This is a genomic window from Ensifer sp. ENS06 (assembly GCF_014852205.1).
In the GTDB taxonomy this organism is placed as follows: domain Bacteria; phylum Pseudomonadota; class Alphaproteobacteria; order Rhizobiales; family Rhizobiaceae; genus Ensifer; species Ensifer adhaerens.
In genome coordinates, this window is sequence record NZ_JACVBC010000007.1 from 1 (window position 1) to 20,260 (window position 20,260).

At 63.7% G+C, this 20,260-nt stretch carries 22 protein-coding genes; 11 read left to right on the forward strand and 11 right to left on the reverse strand.

The genetic code is table 11. The features are described from left to right. The first annotated feature begins 2 nt into the window (after nucleotides 1-2). On the forward strand, nucleotides 3-1,151 hold the full coding sequence (locus IB279_RS22675; RefSeq protein WP_064817028.1) for a sulfate/molybdate ABC transporter ATP-binding protein: 1,149 nt from the start codon (nucleotides 3-5) through the stop codon (nucleotides 1,149-1,151). Here the strand turns inward: IB279_RS22675 and IB279_RS22680 are convergent. Further along, nucleotides 1,148-1,477, reverse strand: a complete 330-nt coding sequence (locus tag IB279_RS22680; RefSeq protein ID WP_034799698.1) for a YciI family protein — start codon at nucleotides 1,475-1,477, stop codon at nucleotides 1,148-1,150. The genes IB279_RS22675 and IB279_RS22680 overlap by 4 nt on opposite strands. 151 nt (nucleotides 1,478-1,628) lie before the next feature. Between IB279_RS22680 and IB279_RS22685 the strand changes: the two genes are divergently transcribed. From IB279_RS22685 to chrA, 4 genes are all read left to right on the forward strand, one after another. Then, nucleotides 1,629-1,895: a hypothetical protein gene (locus IB279_RS22685; RefSeq protein WP_034799696.1), complete on the forward strand. Its 267-nt coding sequence runs from the start codon at nucleotides 1,629-1,631 to the stop codon at nucleotides 1,893-1,895. Between the two features lie 190 nt (nucleotides 1,896-2,085). Further along, nucleotides 2,086-2,844, forward strand: a complete 759-nt coding sequence (locus tag IB279_RS22690; protein WP_192339827.1) for an alpha/beta hydrolase — start codon at nucleotides 2,086-2,088, stop codon at nucleotides 2,842-2,844. A 286-nt stretch (nucleotides 2,845-3,130) separates the two neighbouring features. Continuing rightward, entirely contained in the window at nucleotides 3,131-3,952 is an 822-nt protein-coding gene (locus IB279_RS22695; protein ID WP_192339829.1) for a sulfurtransferase/chromate resistance protein, read from the forward strand. A 1-nt stretch (nucleotide 3,953) separates the two neighbouring features. Beyond that, nucleotides 3,954-5,360, forward strand: coding sequence for a chromate efflux transporter (gene chrA / locus IB279_RS22700; RefSeq protein ID WP_034799690.1), 1,407 nt, complete (start codon nucleotides 3,954-3,956; stop codon nucleotides 5,358-5,360). Nucleotides 5,361-5,375: 15 nt separating this feature from the next. Here chrA and IB279_RS22705 read toward each other — a convergent pair whose 3' ends face one another. Continuing rightward, nucleotides 5,376-5,570: a hypothetical protein gene (locus IB279_RS22705; RefSeq protein WP_034799687.1), complete on the reverse strand. Its 195-nt coding sequence runs from the start codon at nucleotides 5,568-5,570 to the stop codon at nucleotides 5,376-5,378. A gap of 237 nt (nucleotides 5,571-5,807) precedes the next feature. On the opposite strand from IB279_RS22705, the gene IB279_RS22710 reads away from it, so the two are divergent. The 6 genes from IB279_RS22710 to IB279_RS22735 all read left to right on the forward strand — a co-directional run bounded on the left by IB279_RS22710 (nucleotide 5,808) and on the right by IB279_RS22735 (nucleotide 11,341). Beyond that, nucleotides 5,808-6,836 carry a nitronate monooxygenase family protein gene (locus IB279_RS22710; RefSeq protein ID WP_034799685.1) on the forward strand — a complete coding sequence of 343 codons (1,029 nt, stop codon included), beginning with the start codon at nucleotides 5,808-5,810 and terminating at the stop codon, nucleotides 6,834-6,836. Between the two features lie 107 nt (nucleotides 6,837-6,943). Beyond that, nucleotides 6,944-7,876, forward strand: coding sequence for a LysR family transcriptional regulator (locus IB279_RS22715; RefSeq protein WP_060586309.1), 933 nt, complete (start codon nucleotides 6,944-6,946; stop codon nucleotides 7,874-7,876). A gap of 143 nt (nucleotides 7,877-8,019) precedes the next feature. Next, nucleotides 8,020-8,733: an SDR family NAD(P)-dependent oxidoreductase gene (locus IB279_RS22720; RefSeq protein ID WP_034799680.1), complete on the forward strand. Its 714-nt coding sequence runs from the start codon at nucleotides 8,020-8,022 to the stop codon at nucleotides 8,731-8,733. A gap of 64 nt (nucleotides 8,734-8,797) precedes the next feature. Continuing rightward, nucleotides 8,798-9,037, forward strand: coding sequence for a 4-oxalocrotonate tautomerase family protein (locus IB279_RS22725; RefSeq protein ID WP_034799678.1), 240 nt, complete (start codon nucleotides 8,798-8,800; stop codon nucleotides 9,035-9,037). Nucleotides 9,038-9,275: 238 nt separating this feature from the next. Then, nucleotides 9,276-10,016, forward strand: coding sequence for a response regulator (locus IB279_RS22730; RefSeq protein ID WP_034799675.1), 741 nt, complete (start codon nucleotides 9,276-9,278; stop codon nucleotides 10,014-10,016). Continuing rightward, nucleotides 10,013-11,341, forward strand: coding sequence for a HAMP domain-containing sensor histidine kinase (locus tag IB279_RS22735; RefSeq protein ID WP_060518122.1), 1,329 nt, complete (start codon nucleotides 10,013-10,015; stop codon nucleotides 11,339-11,341). Before IB279_RS22730 ends, IB279_RS22735 begins: the two co-directional genes overlap by 4 nt. Nucleotides 11,342-11,529: 188 nt before the next feature. Here the strand turns inward: IB279_RS22735 and IB279_RS22740 are convergent, their stop codons facing one another. From IB279_RS22740 to msrA, 9 genes are all read right to left on the reverse strand, one after another. Then, nucleotides 11,530-11,946: an organic hydroperoxide resistance protein gene (locus IB279_RS22740; RefSeq protein WP_090302503.1), complete on the reverse strand. Its 417-nt coding sequence runs from the start codon at nucleotides 11,944-11,946 to the stop codon at nucleotides 11,530-11,532. Between the two features lie 306 nt (nucleotides 11,947-12,252). Further along, complete coding sequence (locus tag IB279_RS22745) at nucleotides 12,253-13,305, reverse strand: alpha/beta fold hydrolase (RefSeq protein WP_034799669.1); 1,053 nt, start codon at nucleotides 13,303-13,305, stop codon at nucleotides 12,253-12,255. A 154-nt stretch (nucleotides 13,306-13,459) separates the two neighbouring features. Beyond that, nucleotides 13,460-14,401, reverse strand: a complete 942-nt coding sequence (locus tag IB279_RS22750; protein ID WP_034799667.1) for a GlxA family transcriptional regulator — start codon at nucleotides 14,399-14,401, stop codon at nucleotides 13,460-13,462. An 88-nt stretch (nucleotides 14,402-14,489) separates the two neighbouring features. Then, complete coding sequence (locus IB279_RS22755) at nucleotides 14,490-15,128, reverse strand: VOC family protein (protein WP_060518124.1); 639 nt, start codon at nucleotides 15,126-15,128, stop codon at nucleotides 14,490-14,492. 53 nt (nucleotides 15,129-15,181) lie between these two features. Further along, nucleotides 15,182-16,525: an epoxide hydrolase family protein gene (locus IB279_RS22760; RefSeq protein WP_034799663.1), complete on the reverse strand. Its 1,344-nt coding sequence runs from the start codon at nucleotides 16,523-16,525 to the stop codon at nucleotides 15,182-15,184. 82 nt (nucleotides 16,526-16,607) lie between these two features. Further along, on the reverse strand, nucleotides 16,608-17,405 hold the full coding sequence (locus IB279_RS22765; protein ID WP_060601325.1) for an SDR family oxidoreductase: 798 nt from the start codon (nucleotides 17,403-17,405) through the stop codon (nucleotides 16,608-16,610). Between the two features lie 344 nt (nucleotides 17,406-17,749). Continuing rightward, a complete protein-coding gene (locus tag IB279_RS22770) occupies nucleotides 17,750-19,075 on the reverse strand; it encodes an acetamidase/formamidase family protein (RefSeq protein WP_089043799.1) in 1,326 nt (441 codons plus the stop codon). 63 nt (nucleotides 19,076-19,138) lie between these two features. Further along, nucleotides 19,139-19,333, reverse strand: coding sequence for a hypothetical protein (locus IB279_RS22775; protein WP_034799659.1), 195 nt, complete (start codon nucleotides 19,331-19,333; stop codon nucleotides 19,139-19,141). A gap of 182 nt (nucleotides 19,334-19,515) precedes the next feature. Continuing rightward, nucleotides 19,516-20,256, reverse strand: a complete 741-nt coding sequence (gene msrA / locus IB279_RS22780; protein ID WP_060586269.1) for a peptide-methionine (S)-S-oxide reductase MsrA — start codon at nucleotides 20,254-20,256, stop codon at nucleotides 19,516-19,518. Between the last annotated feature and the right edge of the window lie 4 nt (nucleotides 20,257-20,260).

The following is a 20,260-nucleotide window of genomic DNA, read 5'->3' on the forward strand; positions in this document are numbered from 1 at the left end:
TCATGGACGTGCGCGTTCACAACATCCGCAAGGAATTCGGCCGCTTCCCGGCGCTCGACGACGTCTCGCTCGACATCCGCTCCGGCGAGCTGATCGCGCTGCTCGGCCCCTCCGGCTCCGGCAAGACCACACTTCTGCGTCTCGTTGCCGGGCTCGAAAGCCCGACCGAAGGCACGATCTTCTTCGGCGACGAGGATGCCTCGCAAAAGACCGTGCAGGAGCGCAACATCGGCTTTGTCTTCCAGCACTATGCCCTGTTCCGCCACATGACCGTGCTCGACAACGTCGCCTTCGGCCTCAAGGTCCGCCCGTCGAACCGCAGACCGCCGTCGGCCGAGATCCGCAAGCGCGCCCTCGATCTGCTCGACCTCGTCCAGCTCTCCGGCCTCGACAAGCGCTATCCGGCGCAGCTCTCGGGTGGCCAGCGCCAGCGTGTGGCGCTCGCCCGCGCCATGGCGGTGGAACCGAACGTGCTTCTGCTCGACGAGCCCTTCGGCGCGCTCGACGCGCAGGTCCGGAAAGAACTGCGCAAGTGGCTGCGCGACATTCACGACCGCACCGGCCACACGACGATCTTCGTCACCCATGACCAGGACGAGGCGCTGGAGCTCGCCGACCGCGTCGTCGTCATGAGCAAGGGCGTGATCGAACAGGTCGGCACCCCCGACGAGATCTACGACCATCCGGTCTCGCCCTTCGTCTACGGCTTCATCGGCCAGTCGAACTGCCTCAATGTTACGCTGCAGAACGGCGAGATCTGGTTCGAGGATCGGCCGATCGGGCTGCGCGCCCCGTCCGAGCCCGACGGCCCCGCGAAACTGCACTTCCGCCCGCACGACATCGAGCTGGTCGACGGCTCCGGCGGTTGCCTTGCCGGCCTCGTTGCCGCCAGCCGCCGGGTTGCCGGCACCCGTCATCTCGAACTTGACCTTGGCCGCAACCATCCGCATGTCGAGATCGAACTCTCGCCCGAACGCGCCGCTGCCGGCGACCACAGCCGCATCGCCTTCCGACCGACAAAGTGGAAGATCTTCAGGGAAGGCCGACCGGAGATGAAGATCGCTCCGGCCGGAGCCACGGAATCCCAGCGCCAGACGGCCGATGAGGCCGAATCCATGCTCGCCGCTCAGGTCTCCTGGGCGACTCCCTAAGGAAGTTTAAGCGGCCAGATTTCGACCACGCCGTGAGCAACGGCGCAGGGTGTCTGCGAAACCAGGGCGATGGCTTCGTCGAGATCGGCCGCTTCGATCACCGCGAAACCGGCCACCGGCAACGGGGATGACAGGAACGGACCATTCTTGGTTTCGACCCGCGCCGCATCCGCATTGCGCACCTGCACGGGGGCGCCGGCAATCCCCATCAACACGCCATCGGCCTGAAGTCGCGCGTCATGCGCATGCGCCGCATCGCGCACCACTGCCGCCGTGCGATCGTAGCCGGCGCGATCGCCGTATCCGATGGTGATGAATTTCGGCATGAACCTCTTCCTTCAAGTTGCCAGAGAAAAAACGCGCCTACCTCTGACGGGCTAATTGACAGCCCGGCCTTCAGGCCGTTCCGTTGAAGGAACGCGGATGCGCCGGGAAAGTTGCGACGCCGGTGCACAGCGTCAAAAGAGGGAGGATCCGATGCCGACCATCATCGCCCATCACAACATTACCAAAGGCGCCGATCACTGGCTGAAATCGCCGAGACGCAAGGAACTCTTCGGCGCGCTCGGCATCACCAACATCCGGACCTTCGTCGACCCAAAGGACCCGACGCGCGTGGCCGTCATGATGGATGTTCCCGATATTGGCGCCCTCTCGCAGGCGATGCAAAGCCAGGCTGCGGTGGACGCCATGGCCTATGACGGGGTTGTGCCGTCATCGCTTGTGATCCTGGTTGAATCGTAGCGCGCCTTCGCGCGGTGTGCCTCTGTACCTTGCCACGCAGGGTGAAAGACCGCGCTTCGGCCTCTCGCCATGGCGTCGAGATTGAGCCGCTACAATGCGGTACATATTGCGGCGAAGACCGACACATCCGGGATACCTCGCCTGAACAGATTGCGATCGTTGCCTCACGAACAGAAGAAGGAACGATCGCATGAACCACCGCATCCTCCCGACCATCGCGCTTGCCTTGGCGACAAGCGTCGTCGCTTTCGCAGCGCAAGCAGCCGAGATCAAGAACATCGTCATCGTCCACGGCGCTTTTGCCGACGGTTCCGGCTGGAGAGAAGCCTCCGAAATCCTCGGGCGCCGCGGCTTCAACGTGACCGTCGTCCAGGAGCCGCTGACGTCGCTCGGCGCGGACATCGAGGCGACGAACCGCATCCTCGATCTCCAGGATGGCCCGACCCTGCTCGTCGGCCACAGCTATGGCGGCATGGTCATCACCGAGGCCGGACACCATAGCAAGGTCGAAGGCCTGGTCTATGTGGCCGCCTTTCAGCCCGACAAGGGCGAAAACCTTGCAGCGCTCGCCGGATCGAAACCTGCGGCCGCCATGAGCGTGCGCGAAACCCCGGACGGCAAGTATCTCTATCTCGACCCAAAGGCGTTTCCGGCCGACTTCGCCGCCGATTTGCCTGCGGCGGAGGCGGCCTTTGCGGCGAAATCGCAGGTCCTTGCCGCCAAGGAGGTCTTCGCCGCCAAGGTCGGCGACCCCGCCTGGCGCACCAAGAAAAGCTGGTCGATCGTCGCGACCGATGACCGCGCCATCAACCCGGACCTGGAGAGAAGCATGGCCAAGCGCGCCGGCAGCCAGGTGACCGAAATCAAGGCCAGTCACGTTGTCTTTGCGTCGCAACCGGAGAAGGTTGCGGGCGTCATGGAGGCCGCAGCCAACGAGGCCGGCAAATAGCCCGAATGCCGTCCTCCGCGACCTGAGTGTGACCTTCGGCACTCAGGTCGCTTCCTTGACGGTAACCGAGATCTGCCGCCAAAGACCTGTAACAATCCTTCGGTAGTTTGCCTCGGATCACGCCTCAGCGCGAAGCGCTTTCGCCATGTCCCGTAAGTCGCCGCCGAAGCGCGGCTTGACAGCGTGCGGCCAACGGCGGCAAACTTTGCTGATGGGGGTGCGATCACCCCATGAGGCGCCAGCCGAAGCATCGCGTCCATAGAACCGCTCATCCGGAGGACGCGTCATGTCGTCGTATCTCGAAATATCATCGGAAAAACTCGCTCGCCTCATCGGCACGCCGAACTGTCCCGCGCTGATCGACGTTCGCGTCGACGAGGACTTCGACGCCGATCCACGTCTCGTCCCGGGATCCGTCCGGCGCGACTATCGCACTGTGCAGGACTGGACACACGACGTCGACAAAGCGTCGGCGATCGTCATCTGCCAGCAGGGCAAGAAGCTCAGCCACGGCGTTGCCGCCTGGCTGCGCAATGCCGGCATCTCCGCCGATGTGCTCGAAGGCGGGTTCGAGGCGTGGGTCGAAGGCGGCAGCCCCGCCGTGCCGTCTTCGGCTCTACCGGAACGGAACGCCCAAGGGCACACGGTCTGGGTCACCCGGGCGCGGCCGAAGATCGACCGCATCGCCTGCCCCTGGCTGATCCGGCGCTTCGTCGATCCGCATGCCGCTTTCCTTTACGTAGCGCCGTCGGAAGTGGAGATGGTCGGCGAGCGCTTCCGGGCGACACCGTTCGACATCGACGTGCCCGTGCGCTGGAGCCACCGCGGCGAGCGCTGCACCTTCGACGTCATGGTCGAGGAATTCGGGCTTGCCACGGCCCCGTTGCTGCGGCTCGCCACGATCGTGCGGGCTGCCGATACCGCCCGCCTGGAACTCGCGCCGGAGGCATCGGGCCTGCTTGCCGCCTCGCTCGGGCTCTCGCGCATGTATGCGGACGATCTGGAACAACTGGACGCCGGTATGCTGCTCTACGACGCCTTCTATCGCTGGTGCCGGGATGCTACCAACGAGACCCACAACTGGCCCTCGGCCAAGAAGGACGCCTGAGATGACCGACATTGCGGACAGGGCCGCGCCGGGACCGGCGCGGCAACGGGAAAGCCACGGCATCTCCTTCGGCGAAGCGGTCCGGGTCTGGGCGCGGATTGCGGCGCTGAGCTTCGGCGGGCCGGCTGGACAGATCGCCGTCATGCACCGCATCCTGGTCGATGAAAAGCGCTGGATCGGCGAACACCGTTTCCTGCACGCGCTCAACTACTGCATGCTTCTGCCGGGACCCGAGGCGCAACAGCTTGCCGTCTATATCGGCTGGCTCCTGCATCGCACCGCCGGCGGCCTTGTCGCCGGCATCCTCTTCGTGCTTCCGGGGTTCCTCGCGATCCTGGGCCTGAGCTACATCTACGCCGCCTTCGGCAATGTCACGGTCGTCGAGGGCCTTTTCTTCGGTCTGAAGGCCGCGGTGCTCGCGGTCGTCGTTCAGGCCGTCTTCCGCATCGGCGGGCGAGCACTGAAGAACAAGGTGATGATCGGCATTGCCGCAGCCGCCTTCATCGCCATCTTCGTTTTCCGGGTCCCCTTCCCGCTCATCATTCTTGCAGCCGGGGTGCTTGGCTACATCGGTGCACGTTCCGGCTCGGATTTCTTTCGCATCGGCGGAGGCCACAAGGCCAGCACGGGTCCGGTGCTCAAGGACGAAGACTCCGTGCTCGGCGACGAAATTCCCGCGCATGCGCGCCCGAACCTCGCCTGGTCGCTGCGGATCTCGGCGATCCTGCTTGCCCTGTGGCTGGTGCCGCTGGCGTTGCTCGTCGCCATTCTCGGCACGGGCAACGTCTTCAGCCAGATTGGCCTCTTCTTCAGCCAGATGGCGGTGGTCACCTTCGGTGGCGCCTATGCCGTACTTGCCTATGTCGCCCAAGAAGCGGTGCAGCACTACGGCTGGCTGAAGCCGGGCGAGATGCTTGACGGGCTCGGCATGGCCGAGACGACGCCTGGGCCGCTGATCATGGTCGTCCAGTTCGTCGGCTTCATGGGTGCCTATCGCGATCCCGGCACGCTTTCGCCCATGGCGGCTGCGACCCTCGGAGCGATGCTGACGACCTGGGTCACCTTCGTTCCCTGCTTTCTCTGGATCTTCCTGGGCGCGCCCTTCATCGAGCGGTTGCGCAACAACGTCGCGCTGACCGGCGCCATGTCGGCGATCACCGCCGCCGTCGTCGGGGTCATCCTCAACCTTGCGGTCTGGTTTGGCCTGCACACGCTGTTTGCCGAAGTCGCCCCCTGGACGCTCGGGCCGTTGGCGCTCGATATTCCGGTCCTAGGGTCGCTGGTGTTGCCGTCACTGCTGCTGACGCTCGCGGCCGGCGTGGCGATCTTCCGCTTCAATGTGTCGGTCATAACCACGCTGCTTGCCTGCGCGCTCGCCGGCATGGCCTGGACGCTGGCAACGAACTGAGGGCGGAGCCGGCGCTCAGTCGTCGTAGACAGATTGCGGCAGGTGAAATCCCTCCGGCAATTGCGATCCGTAGTGGCGCTCCTCCGGTAATGGCGGCGGAGGCTCGCGGTGCTTTATTGCGCAAGCCGCAAGCACGGCCTTCAGCTGCACGGGCCGGTAGTGTTCGACAAGGCTCGGAAGTGTCTCTTGCTTGTCCGTCTGTCGCGACATCGCGGGCTCCTTGGAAAGGTCTCTCGCCACCGAGCGACAGTGCCAGTCAACCGACTGTGTTGCAACAGTTGCCGCGCGATCGACGGTCCCGAGGGGGCCATCGCCTCCGCCATACCTGCCGCGAGCGACCCACAAGATATTCGGGTAAACTGTGGCGCCTGCCCTTGCGTCCGTAACCGCTCACCCTACCTCTGCAGCGCTGCCAGATGGCAGGCAACACGCAGCGAGGACACGACTATGCAGGGCACCCTTTCGAAACTCGGCCTGAGACATCCCCTGATCGTCGCGCCGATGGCCGGAGGTCCTTCGTCGCCGGCGCTCGTGGCAGCCTCTTCCGCCGCCGGCGCGCTCGGCTCGATCGGCGCGGCCTATTCGAGCCCGCCGGCGATCGTAGAGTTCGCCCAGGCCGTGCGTGCCCGGACAGATTGTCCCTTCGCCATAAACCTCTTCATCCAGCATCCGCAGCCGAAGATCGACGCCGCGGCGCTCGAGCGCGCCCGGCGCGCGACGGCGGGATACCGCGTCGAACTCGGCCTGCCCACGCCGGAATTTGCAGCGCCCTACGAAGAGGATTTCGACGCGCAGTTCGAGGCGGTGCTGCGGGCAAAGCCTGCGGCGCTGAGCTTCGTCTTTGGCGTTCTGCCCGCCGAGCACATGCGCGCTGCTCGTGACGCAGGAATGCTGATCATCGGCACGGCAACGACGCCCGAGGAAGCCCTGGCACTCGAAGAGAGCGGCGTCGATGCCATCACGCTGCAGGGATACGAGGCCGGCGGGCATCGAGGTATCTTCGACCCGTCCGCCGAGGACAGCGAAATCGGCCTTGAAGACCTGCTCGCCTGGAGCCTGGGAAAGGTCAAGGTACCGCTCATCGCCGCGGGGGGGATCATGACGGGTTCCGACATCCAAGCCGTTCTCGCAAAAGGCGCCAGCGCCGTGCAGATGGGTACGGCCTTCCTCAAGACCGCCGAAGCTGGGACGTCGGCCCCCTATCGCGCGGCGCTAGAGGGCACGGAGCGGAAGACGCGAACGACGCGGGCCTTTTCCGGCCGGTTTGCGCGCGGCGTCGAAAACCGTTTCATGAACGAGGTGGATGCCGCCGCCGTAATGCCCTTTCCGGCCCAGAACAAGTTCACGCGTGACATCAGAGCGGCGTCCACCGCGAAGGGGTCGCCAGACTTTCTGTCCTTGTGGTCGGGAACCGGCAAGGGCGAGCTTTGGCAGGGCTCCGCGTCCGATTTGATCGCTCGCCTCTTTCCGGCGTAGCTCAGAAGTTACAGCACTCTCCTATGCAGTGCTGTCGGCCCTTTACTTCCGCCGTCTTGCAGACGAATTCTTGCTGATTGACGTCATCTCTTGCGAAAGTCGGCAGAATGGATCGTATCGATGCGATGAAGGTCTTCGTCACGGCGATTGACGAAGGCAGCCTTGCGGGTGCGGCCCGTCGGCTGAAGCGATCGCCAACGGCCGTCAGCCGCGCGCTGAACCTGCTCGAAGCCCATGTCGGTGTCGAACTGCTGCACCGGACGACCCGCTCGCTGAAACTCAGTGAAGCGGGCCAGCGCTATGCAGCCGCCTGCCGGCGGGTGCTGGTCGATCTCGAAGAGGCCGATATGCTCGCAGGCGGCGAGCGCGCGGCTCCGCGCGGCACGGTAACGATCTCATCGCCGCCGATCCTCGGTGAAGAGATGCTGCGCCCGATCCTCGACGACTTCCTCAATCTCTACCCGGCGGTTTCGGCCAGGTTGCTGCTGCTCGACCGCTTCGTGAACCTTGTCGACGAAGGCGTCGATATCGCGCTGCGCATAGGGCACCTCGCGGATTCTTCGCTGATCTCAACACGCATCGGCGGCGATATCAGGCGCGTCGTCGTCGCTTCCCCACGCTATCTCGCCAGTCATCCCCGCATCGACGAGCCGGCAGACCTCGCCAAGCACCAGATCGTCGCCTTCACCAATTTCGGCCTTGATTCCTGGACCTTTACGCCGGCCGAAGGTTCGCTGATCCCGCGCACGGTACAGTTCACGCCGCGCTACATCGTCAACAGCGTGCGCGCAGCGGTCGATTCCGCCGTTGCGGGCACCGGCCTTACCCGGCTCTACTCCTACCATGTCGCGCGCCATGTCCACGACGGACAGTTGAAGATCGTGCTGGCCGATGCCGAGCATCCGCCGATGCCGGTTCATCTTCTTGCACCGCAGGGCCGCATGTCGGTTCCCAAAGTTCGCGCCTTCGCGGATTTCGCCTTGCCGCGTCTCAGGACCGAGTTCGCACGCATGGCGATGGAAGCTGGCACGCTTGACTGATTATGCCGCATTTCGGTTTATTGACTGCCGATTGTCGTCAATTCTCGCACAGATCGGATGGGTCTAAATCTGATTGCACCAACGCCGAGGGCGAAGGGACGGGCTGCACGAACGCCCGTTGCAATCGAAGAAGGATCACATCCATGAGCAACGAACAGAAGGTCGCCATCATCACCGGTGCATCGCAGGGTATCGGCGCCGCCCTGGTGCAGGCCTACCGCGATCGCAACTACCGTGTCATCGCCACGTCGCGCTCGATTAGGGAGAGCGCGGATGCGGGCATCCTCGCCGTTGCAGGCGATATCGGAAATCCCGAGACCGCCGAGCGCGTCGTGCGCCAGGGCCTCGAACGGTTCGGCCGCATCGACACCCTGGTCAACAATGCCGGCGTCTTCACCGCCAAGCCGTTCACGGACTTCACCCAGGAAGACTACGACCTGAACATGAGCGTCAATGTCGCCGGCTTCTTCCATATTACCCAGCACGCCGCCCGCGAGATGCTGAAGCAGGGCTCCGGCCACATCGTCAGCATCACCACCAGCCTCGTCAACCAGCCGATCGCCGGCGTGCCCGCCGCGCTCGCCTCCATCACCAAGGGCGGCCTGAATTCGGTAACCCAGGCGCTCGCGATCGAATTCGCGACTTCAGGCGTTCGCGTCAACGCGGTTTCGCCCGGCATCATCAAGACGCCGATGCACGCGCCGGAAACGCATGCGGCGCTTTCGACACTTCACCCGGTCGGACGAATGGGCGAGATCCGCGATATCGTCGACGCAGTTCTCTACCTGGAGGGTGCCGGCTTCGTAACGGGCGAGATCCTGCATGTGGACGGCGGCCAGAACGCCGGACGCTGGTAGGCCCGTAACTCTCCAAACAAACGCGGCAGCTTGGGTGCCATCAAGTTCCAGAAAGGAGACGGCAATGCCGATCGTAACAGTTCAGGTGACCCGCGAGGGCACCACGCCGGAGCGTCAAACGGTGACGGCGGAGGAAAAGGCCGAGATCATCAAAGGCGTCAGCCAAGTGCTGCTCGACGTGCTCAACAAGCCGCTGGAATCGACCTATGTGGTCATCGAGGAAGTCGACCTCGACAATTGGGGCTGGGGCGGCCTGCCCACCGCCCAGTATCGCGCGCAGCTTGCTGCAAAAGCTAAAGCCTGACGCGATCAGCCACAGTTCCCACGACCCGCCGCTTGACAGCAAGCGGCGGGTTTCCTTTGTGAAATTGTGTCGAAATGTATCTGCAGGCGCTTGCATTACATTCGCATGCAAGTCTGGATGTTGCGAACACACCGACGACATATCCAGAGCGTCAACCAGACAGAGCAAGTGGCACAGCCCCCTCGCCCAGAAGCGGCGGCACCATGCGAAGGCCAAACCGACTTGAGGAGTTTGCTCGATGGAGCATATCGACCATGTGCTGATTGTCGACGACGACCGAGAGATCCGGGAACTCGTGTCGAGCTACCTGAAGAAAAACGGCCTGCGCGCGACCGCGGTCGCCGACGGGCGACAGATGCGCAGCTTCCTCGAAGGCGATACCGTCGATCTGATCGTCCTCGACGTGATGATGCCGGGCGACGACGGGTTGGTGCTCAGCCGCGAGCTGCGCGCCGGCAAGCATAAAGCGATCCCGATCATCATGCTGACCGCCCGCTCGGACGAGATGGATCGCATTCTCGGGCTCGAAATGGGTGCCGACGATTATCTCTCCAAGCCATTCTCCGCGCGCGAACTGCTGGCCCGCATCAAGGCCGTGCTTCGGCGCGCGCGCATGCTGCCGCCCAACCTGCAGATTTCGGAGGCCGGGCAGTTGCTGCGCTTCGGCCGTTGGAAGCTCGACACGACGGCGCGGCACCTGATCGATGCTGATGGCACCGTGATCGCGCTGAGCGGAGCGGAGTATCGGCTGCTGAAGGTGTTCATCGACCACCCCCAGCGCGTGCTCAACCGCGACCAGTTGCTTAATCTCACGCAAGGCCGCGAGGCCGATCTCTTCGACCGCTCGATCGACCTGCTCGTCAGCCGGGTCCGCCAGCGACTCGGCGACGACGCCCGCGAGCCGGCCTACATCAAGACGGTGCGCAGCGAAGGCTATGTCTTCTCGGTGCCGATCGAGATCGTGGAGGCGCGCGAATGACCGCGAACGCTGCTGAAAGAGGCTTTCGACTATGGCCGCGCACGCTCAGGGCGCGGCTCTTTGTTATTCTGCTGGCCGGCCTCGCCATCGCACATGTGATGTCGTTCACAGTTCTGTTCTTCGAGCGCTACATGTCAGCCAAGTCTGTCATGTTCAACACGCTCGAAAACGACATAGCGACCTCGATCGCAATCCTCGACCGCCTGCCCGCTAACGAGCGTGCCTCCTGGCTCAATCGCCTCAGCCGCGACAACTACGGCTTCATTCTCGGACCGGGCGTGCCCGGCAACGCGTCGGTCGATCCGGCCACCGCGGAGCTCTCCGCCAACATCCAGCGCGCGACTGGCCCGAAATATCCGGTCACCATCGAGACGATCCCCGGCGATCGCCGCCACGTGCAGGCGCATCTGACATTGAGCGACGGCTCGCCGCTGACGATCGACGTCTATCCCAAGGGGGTAATGCCGCTCGCCGACTGGCTGCCTTACGTGCTGCTGGCGCAACTCGCGCTTCTGCTTTTCTGCAGCTGGTTTGCCATGCGGCAGGCCGTCCGCCCGCTCGTCAACCTTGCCGCAGCGGCCGACACGCTCGACCCAAACCGCAACACGCCGCGGCTCAGTGAGACCGGCCCGACGGAGGTCGCCTATGCGGCAACCGCTTTCAATGCCATGCGCGACCGCATCGCCCAGTATCTTGAAGAACGTGTCCAGATCCTTGCAGCCATTTCCCACGACCTGCAGACGCCGATCACCCGCATGAAGCTGCGCGCGGAAATGGCCGAGGATTTCGCCGATCGGGAGAAGCTGATCCAAGACCTCGGCCAGATCGAAAGCCTGGTGAAAGAAGGCGTTGCCTATGCCCGCAGCGCCCACGGCAATGTCGAGAAATCGACGCGCGTCGACCTCGCCTCATTTATTGAAAGCCTCGTCTACGATTATCAGGACACCGGCAAGTCCGTCAGCGCCAGCGATATCGATGGCGGCACGGTCACAACCCGGCCGCAGGCGCTCAGGCGCATTCTCACCAACCTCGTCGACAACGCGCTCAAATTCGCAGGCAGCGCCGAGATCGAGGCACGGCGGCTTGCTGACGATACGGTGGTTATCAGCGTGCTCGACCGCGGGCCGGGCATCCCGGATGATCAACTGGGCGCCGTTTTGAAACCCTTCGTCCGGCTGGAGGATTCCCGCAATCGCGAGACCGGCGGGACCGGACTTGGTCTCGCCATCGCCCAGCAGTTGGCAGTCTCCATCAACGCGTCTCTGACCTTGCGCAATCGTGACGGCGGCGGCCTTTTGGGCGAGCTGGTGATCCGCCCTCAGTAGAGAGGAGTTTCATAAAACGCCGTATAATGCGATATAAAACAATCGCATATATTATTTTCCTAATGTCACGATTGAGATCAAAAGCTCAAGAAGAATAGGCTTGCCGGGCTCGGCCACGCCCATGGCCGATGCAAAAGAGCGGCGACCCTGATGGTCGCCGCTCCGGAGGTGACAAGAGGTAGTGCTGATCAGACGAGATTGATCGTCACGTCAATGTGGCCCCGGGTCGCCTTGGAATAGGGGCAGGTCTGGTGCGCGGCATCGACGAGCCGACGCGCGACGTCGGCGTCGATCCCCGGTAGGCTGACATTCAGCCGTGCCTTCAGGAAGTAGCCGCCGTCGCGGTTCAGCAGATCCACTTCGGCATCAACGGCGACGTCGGCGGGAAGCGCGACCTTCGACTGGCCAGCCGCCAGACCGATCGCGCCGATGAAACACGCGGACCAACCGGCGGCAAAAAGTTGCTCCGGGTTCGTCCCCGGCCGGGAACTGCCGGGCGTGGAAAGCTTGGTGTCCAGGCGTCCGTCGTCGCTGCGGGCAGCGCCGTCGCGGCCGCCGGTCGTGTGGGTCTTGCCGGTGTAGAGTACCTTTTCAGCTGCGCTCATGGTGTTTTCCTTTCAACAGGTTTGCCGTCCGGGCCCGATTGCCCTGCGACTGTCGAGACGCATCTGGCGCCCTCAAAATGTATCGGATGTTTCATCGACGCCCGAAAATGTATGGAAACCTGCCCAGGTGCCGGCGCCGATACACGCTGATACGAAGTCCATCCGAAAGTGGTTGTCGCCCATTGCGCCACACCAGCATGACGCGGCGCCGCATCCGGCGGGCCCTGTCTCCAATCACCGCGCACAAAAAAACGCGGGGCCGGCGAACCGGATCCCCGCGCCTCCACGCAATCTGCGGGAGAAAAACTAGAAACGATCGACGGCGACAATTGCCTCGGCAAAAGCGAGCGGCGCCTCCTGCGGCAGGTTATGGCCGATGCCGCCGGCAAGCAGCCGATGCTCGTATCTGCCGGAAAAACGCTTGGCGTAGGCGGCGGGATCGGGATGCGGCGCGCCATTGGCGTCGCCCTCAAGCGTGATGGTCGGGACGGTAATGGTAGGGAACTGCGCCAGCCGCTTTTCGAGGTCGTCGTACTGTGCTTCCCCCTCGGCCAGGCTGAGCCGCCAACGGTAGTTGTGGATCGAGATATCGACATGATCGGGGTTTTCAAGCGCCTCGGCACTCCTGTCGAAAGTGGCGTCGTCGAAGTTCCACTTGGGCGAGGCAAGCTTCCAGATCAGCCGGGCGAATTCCTTTCGGTTCTGCTTGTAGCCCTCATAGCCCCGCTCGGTGGCGAAGTAGAACTGGTACCACCAGGCAAGCTCGCCCTGCGGCGAAAGTGGCTTCCTGTTCACCTCCTGGCTGCCGATGAGATAGCCGCTGACGGAGACCAGCGCCTTGCAGCGCTCGGGCCACAGGGCCGCGATGATGTTGGCGGTTCGCGCACCCCAGTCGCAGCCGCCGATGACCGCCTTCTCGATCTTGAGCGCGTCCATCAGGGCAATGATATCCGTTGCGATCACAGCCTGCTGGCCGTTCCTTGGAGTCTCGGCGGACAGGAACCGAGTCGTGCCATAGCCGCGCAGATAGGGAACGATGACGCGATAGCCGGCATTGGCGAGCACCGGCGCCACGTCCACATAGGTGTGAACGTCATAGGGCCAGCCGTGCAGCAGGATCACGGCAGGAGCATCGCTGGCGCCAAGTTCGGCGTAGCCGACGTTGAGCACGCCCGCATCGATCTGCTTGAGGACGGGGAAGGACTTGTTCGTGCCCGGGGCGACGGCGGGTAGGCGCGGCGCCTCACCGGCTCCCGCTTGCGCTCTGACCGCGCCAGCCGATGCGAACTGCGTTGCCGCCAGCGAGAGTGCGATTGCGCCGATGAAACGACGGCGCGGGTGGTTGATTTCGTCCGACATTGACTACCCTCCGGGGAACTGAACTGGCATCACGAATGGAGTGCTGGTGTATCTGGGGCGTGTGCTTGGCGGCGTCCTATTGAAAGCACGTGTAGAAACCGCAGGGGCTGGATACACGGCGATACAATCGCATTTTCAAGGCAGGTTATTACCGTCAGGCAACGCCTTCGCGCGCATTGCGTCGGATCGTCTGGGGCGGCTGCCCGAGCGTGCGCAGGAAGGCCCGGCGCATGCGGTCGCTATCGGAAAAACCGGTCTGCTCGGCAATCACGTCCATCGAGTGACGCCCCTGCTCCATCAAGAGCCGCGCGGCTTCCACCCGCAGATGCTCGACCGCTTTTGCCGGCGACTGGCCGGTCTCCGAACGGAAGGCGCGACTGAACTGGCGCGCACTTAAGCCCGCGGCGTCCGCGAGTTCGTCTACCGAGAGGACGTTTCGCAGGTTGGCCTTGGCGTAATTGACCGACTTCTGAATGCGGTCCGACTTCGGATCGAGTTCCAGCAGGGCGGAAAACTGCGACTGGCCGCCGGCGCGCCGGTGATAGACGACGAGCTTGCGTGCCACCTGACGGGCGACATCCTCGCCATGGTCCTTCTCGATCATCGCCAGCGCGAGATCAATGCTTGCCGTCATGCCGGCCGAGGTCCACACGCTGCCATCGACGATGAAGATACGATCCTCCTCGACCTTGACCTCGGGAAATCGCTCGCGCAGTTGACGGGCGAACACCCAATGGGTCGTGGCGCGACGACCGTCGAGCAGTCCGGACTCGGCGAGGATGAAGGCGCCTGTGCAAGGGGCTGCCACCCGGCGCGAGACCTCCAAGGCATGGCGCGCGAAGGCGGCGAGTCCCGGCGTTACCGGCTCGATCACGGTGCCCGCGCCGAACATGACGGTGTCATAGACCGCGTCGTCGAAGGCCTTCGTGAGCACGCCGAAGCCGGCGGACGCCTTGATCTCGCCGCCGGCCTCCGACAGCAATTCGATCGCATAGGCTGGTTCGCCAAGCGTCAGGTTGGCGATCTCGAAGGCGGTGACCGCCGCGAACCCCATGAGCTGAAATCCCGGAAAGACGACGTAGCCGATCCTGTGCATCTCACACCACCCCTGTCCGACTCTGTCTGGAATGGCCGCTTATAGCAGATTTACGCCATGGAGGAAACGCGACGGTCATGGCCGGCGCTCATTCGGGAAGCGGCTTGCCCGCATGTTCGGCCACCATGTAGGCCGCATACCAATCCGGCCAGTTATGGTCGTGCTCACCACCGTTGCGCTTCTCGTGCTCGCCATGGGCGGCGGCAGCGCGACGCAGGGCCCCCGCAAGGTCACCGACGGAAGCAAAGTCCGTCACCTCGGTATCCACACGCCCGGGCAGACGTTCGGTCACCTCTTGCAGCAGCCAGCCGTTGCCGTCGGGGTCGCTGAAGGTGGCATAGGAGCGGTAGCTGCGGCGCGCGGGATCGCGTCCGCTGATCGCTGGCTTTCCGGGGCCCTCGCGGTGGAAGATGTCGCTGACCTCGGCGCCCCGTTCGACGAGTTCCGCACGCGCGGCTTCGATATCCGAAACGACCAGATAGAGGCCGCTCGCCGAACCGGGCGTAGCCGAGGTCAGCCCGGTGCCGAAGTGGATCGATGCCGGCGAGCCCGGGGGAGTGAACTGCACAACGCGAAACGCATCGCCGACGGGAAAGTCGGCATCGAGCCGCCAACCGAGGCGACCGTAGAAATTTTTGGCGCGATCGACATCCGCGACCGGAATGACGGCGACCTCGAACTTCAGATCGACCGATGGTGCTCTGTTGTTGCTATCTGCACCTGTCATGACACTTCTCCTTTGTTGCGACGGTGGGGCGCGCTTTCGCACGCCTCTTCCTGTCAGCTCGGTTGACGCAGTGACTTGAATGAAGCCCTCAACTCGTCGACTAGGGCTTGCGGCTGTTCCCAGGCTGCAAAGTGCCCGCCCTTGGCGAGACGATTATAATGGATGAGCTTGGGGAATGCCTTCTCCGCCCAGGATTTTGGTGCCTGATAAAGCTCGTCCGGGAAGGCGCTGACGGCCACCGGGATCTGCACGCCCTTCGGCTGGAAGAAGGCAAGCTTGTTTTCCCAATAGAGCCGTGCCGACGACACGGCGGTATTGGTCAGCCAGTAGAGCGTGACATTGTCGAGCACGTCATCGCGCGTCAGCCCTTCCGGCTTGCCATCGAAGACGCGGGCGATCAACTCGTAGCTGCGGGCATCGTGGTCGAGCATCCAGCTCGCAAGCCCGATCGGCGAATCCTCAATCGCATAAAGCGTTTGCGGACGTTTGCTCATCTCCTGCGCATAGGACAGCCCGTTCCGGTAGAAGAAGTCGAGCTGCTCATAGGCGCGGCGCTCGTCGGCCGAAAGGTTCGCTGGTGCCGGCTGGCCGGCATCGAGGCTCTTCTGGATCTCGTCAGGCACGGTCGCCGGCATGTTGGTGTGGATCCCGAGCAAGCCCGCCGGCTGCTGCAGCGCCATCTGCTCGGTAACAGCGTCGCCCCAGTCGCCACCCTGCGCGACGTAATGGGAATAGCCGAGACGCTGCATCAGCACTGCCCAGGCGCGCGCGATCCGGACAGGGTCCCAGCCGCGCTCCGTCGGTTTGCCGGAGAAGCCGTAGCCGGGAAGCGAGGGGATGACCACGTCGAAAGCATCGGCTTCCGTGCCTCCATGCGCGTTCGGATTGGTCAGGGGATCGATGATCTTCAACTGCTCGATGATCGAGCCCGGCCAGCCGTGGGTGACGATGAGTGGCATCGCGTTCTTATGCTTGGAGCGCACGTGAATGAAGTGGATGTCAACGCCGTCGATGTTGGTCACGAACTGCGGCAGGTCGTTGAGTGTCTTCTCCACGCGGCGCCAATCGTAGTTTGTTGCCCAATAGTCGGCGAGCTTCTGCATGGTGGCAAGCCGCACGCCCTGGGTGCCGTCCGCCACCAGTTCGCGATCCGGCCACTTGGTCGCCGCGATGCGCTGCTTGAGGTCGGCAAGTGCGGCATCACTGGCGTGGAATTGGAAAGGGCGGATGGATTCGTCCGTGGCCGGTTTGGCAGCCGACGTGATTTGGACGTCGCCGCCGGCGGAGACGCCCGCCGCTTGAGCGGCGAGCGGAGGAAGCAGGATCGCGATCGCGCCCGACAATGCCAAGGCGGCCAGTCGGCGGTTTTGGACAATGGGCATGGAACGTCTGAACATCATCATTCTCCTGGTTCGATTGGCGAGGCGAGGAACCGCCTCGAAAGTCCGGGTTGGGAGGTTGCCGGAAGGTGAGCGGGCGCTAGCTCCCGATACGGTAGCGAGCGGCCGGCGTTTTCCTGGAAAGGTTCGGCATCAGCTTCTGCCGTGCGGCCTCATAGGCTGCCCAGTCAGCGGCATCCGGCAGCGCTGGGATAGTGATCACTTCGCCCTGGTCGAGGCCGGCAAGTGCCGCGTCCACCATGTCCTCGGCGCGCATGACGATCTCGCTCGGCACGTGTTCGATGGGGGTGCCGGCAATGCCCCAGAAATCGGTGGCGGTCGCACCCGGCAACACGGCCTGGATGCGGATATTCTTCTCGGCAAGTTCCTTTTGCAACGACAGGGTGAAGGCCAGGACGAAGGCCTTGGTGCCGCCATAGACGCCGTTCAGAACTTCCGGCGCCACGCCGACGATCGAGGCGATGTTGATGATCGTGCCAGTGCTGCGCGCCGCAAATCCGGGTGCCACCGCATAGGTCAGCCGCGTCAGCGCGCTGACGTTGAGCGTGATCATCTCGTCCATCTTGTCGACATCGGAGGCGAGCAGCGGCGCCGTCGCGCCGACCCCGGCATTGTTGACCAGCATCGTGATGCTCGCATCGCTTTCGAGGATCTTCTCGACCCGCCTGACATCATCCCTGTTGCCGAGGTCCGCGGCGACGACTTCGATGGCGCGGCCGGTTTCGTCCGCCAGCCGGCGGGCTAGATCGTCGAGGCGTACGCGGTTGCGCGCGACGAGAATGAGGTCATATCCGCGATGTGCCAGGCGGTCAGCATAGATCGCGCCGATACCGGACGAAGCACCGGTGATCAGTGCAGTGCCTTTTGATTTGCTCATTTCAAGCTCCTTTGCTTGGGTTGGAGCCTCGATGGTACGGCCGAAAGATCGCGTCTCAAATGTCGTAATTCCGTCTTTTCAGGACATAGCCCGCCTGGGCGGACGCGAACCAAATTTCGCCGTGACCATGCGTGTGCTGTGTATCCGCGATGTGTTCGGAAGCGGCGTCTGTGTATCGCAATGTTTGAACGGCCGCGGACGGCGGCAAACCGATACGAAATGCCCTGGGACTTCTGCCGCTGCGCCTTAGCGTCAGAAAGCGAAACGGGGCCGACATGACGTCGGCCCCGCTATCGTCTGCAAGCAACTCCTTGAAAATACAGGTCCTTGAAAATACAGGAGGCTCAGAGATTGTAGAGACTGCGCGCGAACGCGCCGATGCCCTTTGCGTCGAGCAGGTTGAGCGGGGCACGAAACGTTACCCGCGCCACGCCCGGATGGCGGCCGATCTCGATTGCACCTGCGATCGTTGCCCGGTTCATCACTTCGGGAACGCTGAGACCGAGCAGGTCCGCCGCCCGCTCCAGCCCGTTCGTGGTCGCATCGTTGAGGTTCGCGCCCGTGCCGATGAAGGTGACCGGGGCGTCAGCTTCGACCTCTCGGACACCGTGCTTGCGGGCAAGTGCCGCCACCCGCGTTCGTTCCGCCTCGTCAAGCGGACGTGCAAGGAACGGTACATCTTCCAGCACCGGCAGAAGGATCGGCCCGTCGATATTGAGCCCCTTGATGACATGGACCTCCAGCGTCACCGTGCCGGCGACGTCGCAGGTATGGCCGGCAATTTCGCCGTCGCCCTGCAGGGCATGCATGTCCCCCATATAGATGCCACCACCCGGTACCTTGACCGGGCAGATCAGGATCGCGCCTTCCCGCACGGTATTCACGTCCATGTGGCCGTCAGTCTTATGCTGGACGAGTTCGTCCGCGGTCAGGGAATAAGCATGTGGTGCGTCGGTCAGAAACTGGCCGAAATCGCCGGCATTGTGCGAGTCCGGCATCGCCTTCGACGGCGTCGTGCCCAATTGGCCGAGGAATGGCCGAAGCCTTGTGGCAACACCGATGAGGTCCGCTGGCGCGAAGGTCAGGATCGGATGCTGGATCGAGCCGTCCGGCAGGGCCAGCAGCCGTTCCGCATCCGTGGCAAAGGTCTCGGCAGTCGCTTTGCCGACGGTCAGCCCCACCTGGCGCTCATCGTCGAAGGCGATCGTGTAGCCGTTGGTGAAGATAAAGGGCGTCGCGTCCGCGCCGCACTTCTCGCAGCGGATCGCAGTCTGGCCGGTGCCCTCCACGCGCGTGCGCGGCCATTCCGTGCCGCAGCCCGGGCAAACGGCCGCGCAGAAGGGATCACCGTTGAAGCGACCAGCCACCACCTCGTCGTTGCCCGAGGCCGTCGCCGCGGACGTGACGATCAGCGATCGGATCCGAATGGCAACGGCGTCGCCGACTTCAGCGCCCGCGACCGCCACAGGGCGCGTCACCTCATGTCCGCCGCGGATCTCCGGCGTGATCATCGGCCCCCAACATCCGGGCGCCGTGTTCGCGATGATGACACCGCCATCGGCGACAGGCCCCAGCATCGGCTCGGCGGGGTCGAGTATCCCGTTGGTCAACTCGTTGACAAATACTGTCCGAGCCCCGGTCGTCTGGCGCTCTCTCGTTTTCTCCAGCATGTCACTTTCCTCCAGGTTGATTGGCATCAAAGGTTCGGGCCGCCCGTCTCGGCGGTACTATCGTCAGTCGAAGAACGGATCGGCAAGCTCCTCGTGCGGCGCCCCTTGCAGCAATCCTGCTCCCTTCTCAGCAACCGTTGCGGATCCGGATCCGGAGACGAGTGCGGCAAGAAGCGAGGGTTCTCTCGGGTCGCTATCCCAGGCGCATGGTGCCGCCGCGAGCGCGGCGATGGCGAAAACTGTCGCGAAGATACGCATGATGGCTCCTTCCGTTATTGATGTCAGCAGCGGCGTTTCGTCGCCGAAGGCTCGAAACGTGCTCGCGGCCAGAGTGTCTCTTGGACGTATCGCGGGTGCGTGCAGCAGGCCGCGAAACTGTATCCTTGTGTAAAGGCCCGAACCGGCGCGCCCCTTCGGGAGGCCTCACGGCACCTCGTCAGCTAAGAAGCGCTGTCTGACACAAGCACCGGCTTCTGCCGATAGAGGCCCGGAAACAGACGATGCAGCGCGCCGATCTTCGGTTTCTCGTAGATGACCACATAGGGCTGGCCGGGATTGTTGTAGACGTAATCCTGGTGATACGCCTCGGCCGGGTAAAAGGTCTTGCCGTCCTCGATGGTCGTCGCAATCGGGCGGCTGAAAACGCCGCTCGCATCCAGTTGCGCGATATAGTCGGTGGCAACCTTCGCCTGCTTTTCATCGCGCGGAAAAATCGCCGATCGATATTGCGGTCCGCTATCGGGTCCCTGCCCACCAAGCTGCGTCGGATCATGAGCGACGGAGAAGTAGATCTCGAGCAGCTTGCCGTAGCTCACCTGCTTCGGGTCGAACGTGATCTCCACCGCTTCGGCATGCCCTGTGGCGCCGGTCTCCGTCTTTTCGTAGGTCGCCGTCGCGGCGCTGCCGCCCGCGTATCCTGACGTGACACTCGCGACGCCGGCCACGTGCTGGAACACCGCCTGCACGCCCCAGAAGCAACCGCCGGCAAAGACCGCCGTCTGGCGGCCGTCCGTCGGCGCGATATCGTGGAGCGCCATCGGCACAGGCCTGGTCTCCTGTGCCGCCGACGGCGGCCCGTTGAGAACGAAGATCAATCCGCCACCGACCATGGTTGCGGCGACGAGAAGGCGTCGCGTGAAGGCGGACCAGGTGCGCCCGCGCCGTTTTTCATTGTCGCTCATGGCA

What these genes read in the sequence shown, in the direction of transcription:
- IB279_RS22675 (WP_064817028.1), top strand. Translation starts at nt 3, where the DNA reads ATGGACGTGCGCGTTCACAACATCCGCAAGGAATTCGGCCGCTTCCCG.
- IB279_RS22680 (WP_034799698.1), bottom strand. Translation starts at nt 1,477, where the DNA reads ATGCCGAAATTCATCACCATCGGATACGGCGATCGCGCCGGCTACGAT.
- IB279_RS22685 (WP_034799696.1), top strand. Translation starts at nt 1,629, where the DNA reads ATGCCGACCATCATCGCCCATCACAACATTACCAAAGGCGCCGATCAC.
- IB279_RS22690 (WP_192339827.1), top strand. Translation starts at nt 2,086, where the DNA reads ATGAACCACCGCATCCTCCCGACCATCGCGCTTGCCTTGGCGACAAGC.
- IB279_RS22695 (WP_192339829.1), top strand. Translation starts at nt 3,131, where the DNA reads ATGTCGTCGTATCTCGAAATATCATCGGAAAAACTCGCTCGCCTCATC.
- chrA (WP_034799690.1), top strand. Translation starts at nt 3,954, where the DNA reads ATGACCGACATTGCGGACAGGGCCGCGCCGGGACCGGCGCGGCAACGG.
- IB279_RS22705 (WP_034799687.1), bottom strand. Translation starts at nt 5,570, where the DNA reads ATGTCGCGACAGACGGACAAGCAAGAGACACTTCCGAGCCTTGTCGAA.
- IB279_RS22710 (WP_034799685.1), top strand. Translation starts at nt 5,808, where the DNA reads ATGCAGGGCACCCTTTCGAAACTCGGCCTGAGACATCCCCTGATCGTC.
- IB279_RS22715 (WP_060586309.1), top strand. Translation starts at nt 6,944, where the DNA reads ATGGATCGTATCGATGCGATGAAGGTCTTCGTCACGGCGATTGACGAA.
- IB279_RS22720 (WP_034799680.1), top strand. Translation starts at nt 8,020, where the DNA reads ATGAGCAACGAACAGAAGGTCGCCATCATCACCGGTGCATCGCAGGGT.
- IB279_RS22725 (WP_034799678.1), top strand. Translation starts at nt 8,798, where the DNA reads ATGCCGATCGTAACAGTTCAGGTGACCCGCGAGGGCACCACGCCGGAG.
- IB279_RS22730 (WP_034799675.1), top strand. Translation starts at nt 9,276, where the DNA reads ATGGAGCATATCGACCATGTGCTGATTGTCGACGACGACCGAGAGATC.
- IB279_RS22735 (WP_060518122.1), top strand. Translation starts at nt 10,013, where the DNA reads ATGACCGCGAACGCTGCTGAAAGAGGCTTTCGACTATGGCCGCGCACG.
- IB279_RS22740 (WP_090302503.1), bottom strand. Translation starts at nt 11,946, where the DNA reads ATGAGCGCAGCTGAAAAGGTACTCTACACCGGCAAGACCCACACGACC.
- IB279_RS22745 (WP_034799669.1), bottom strand. Translation starts at nt 13,305, where the DNA reads ATGTCGGACGAAATCAACCACCCGCGCCGTCGTTTCATCGGCGCAATC.
- IB279_RS22750 (WP_034799667.1), bottom strand. Translation starts at nt 14,401, where the DNA reads ATGCACAGGATCGGCTACGTCGTCTTTCCGGGATTTCAGCTCATGGGG.
- IB279_RS22755 (WP_060518124.1), bottom strand. Translation starts at nt 15,128, where the DNA reads ATGACAGGTGCAGATAGCAACAACAGAGCACCATCGGTCGATCTGAAG.
- IB279_RS22760 (WP_034799663.1), bottom strand. Translation starts at nt 16,525, where the DNA reads ATGTTCAGACGTTCCATGCCCATTGTCCAAAACCGCCGACTGGCCGCC.
- IB279_RS22765 (WP_060601325.1), bottom strand. Translation starts at nt 17,405, where the DNA reads ATGAGCAAATCAAAAGGCACTGCACTGATCACCGGTGCTTCGTCCGGT.
- IB279_RS22770 (WP_089043799.1), bottom strand. Translation starts at nt 19,075, where the DNA reads ATGCTGGAGAAAACGAGAGAGCGCCAGACGACCGGGGCTCGGACAGTA.
- IB279_RS22775 (WP_034799659.1), bottom strand. Translation starts at nt 19,333, where the DNA reads ATGCGTATCTTCGCGACAGTTTTCGCCATCGCCGCGCTCGCGGCGGCA.
- msrA (WP_060586269.1), bottom strand. Translation starts at nt 20,256, where the DNA reads ATGAGCGACAATGAAAAACGGCGCGGGCGCACCTGGTCCGCCTTCACG.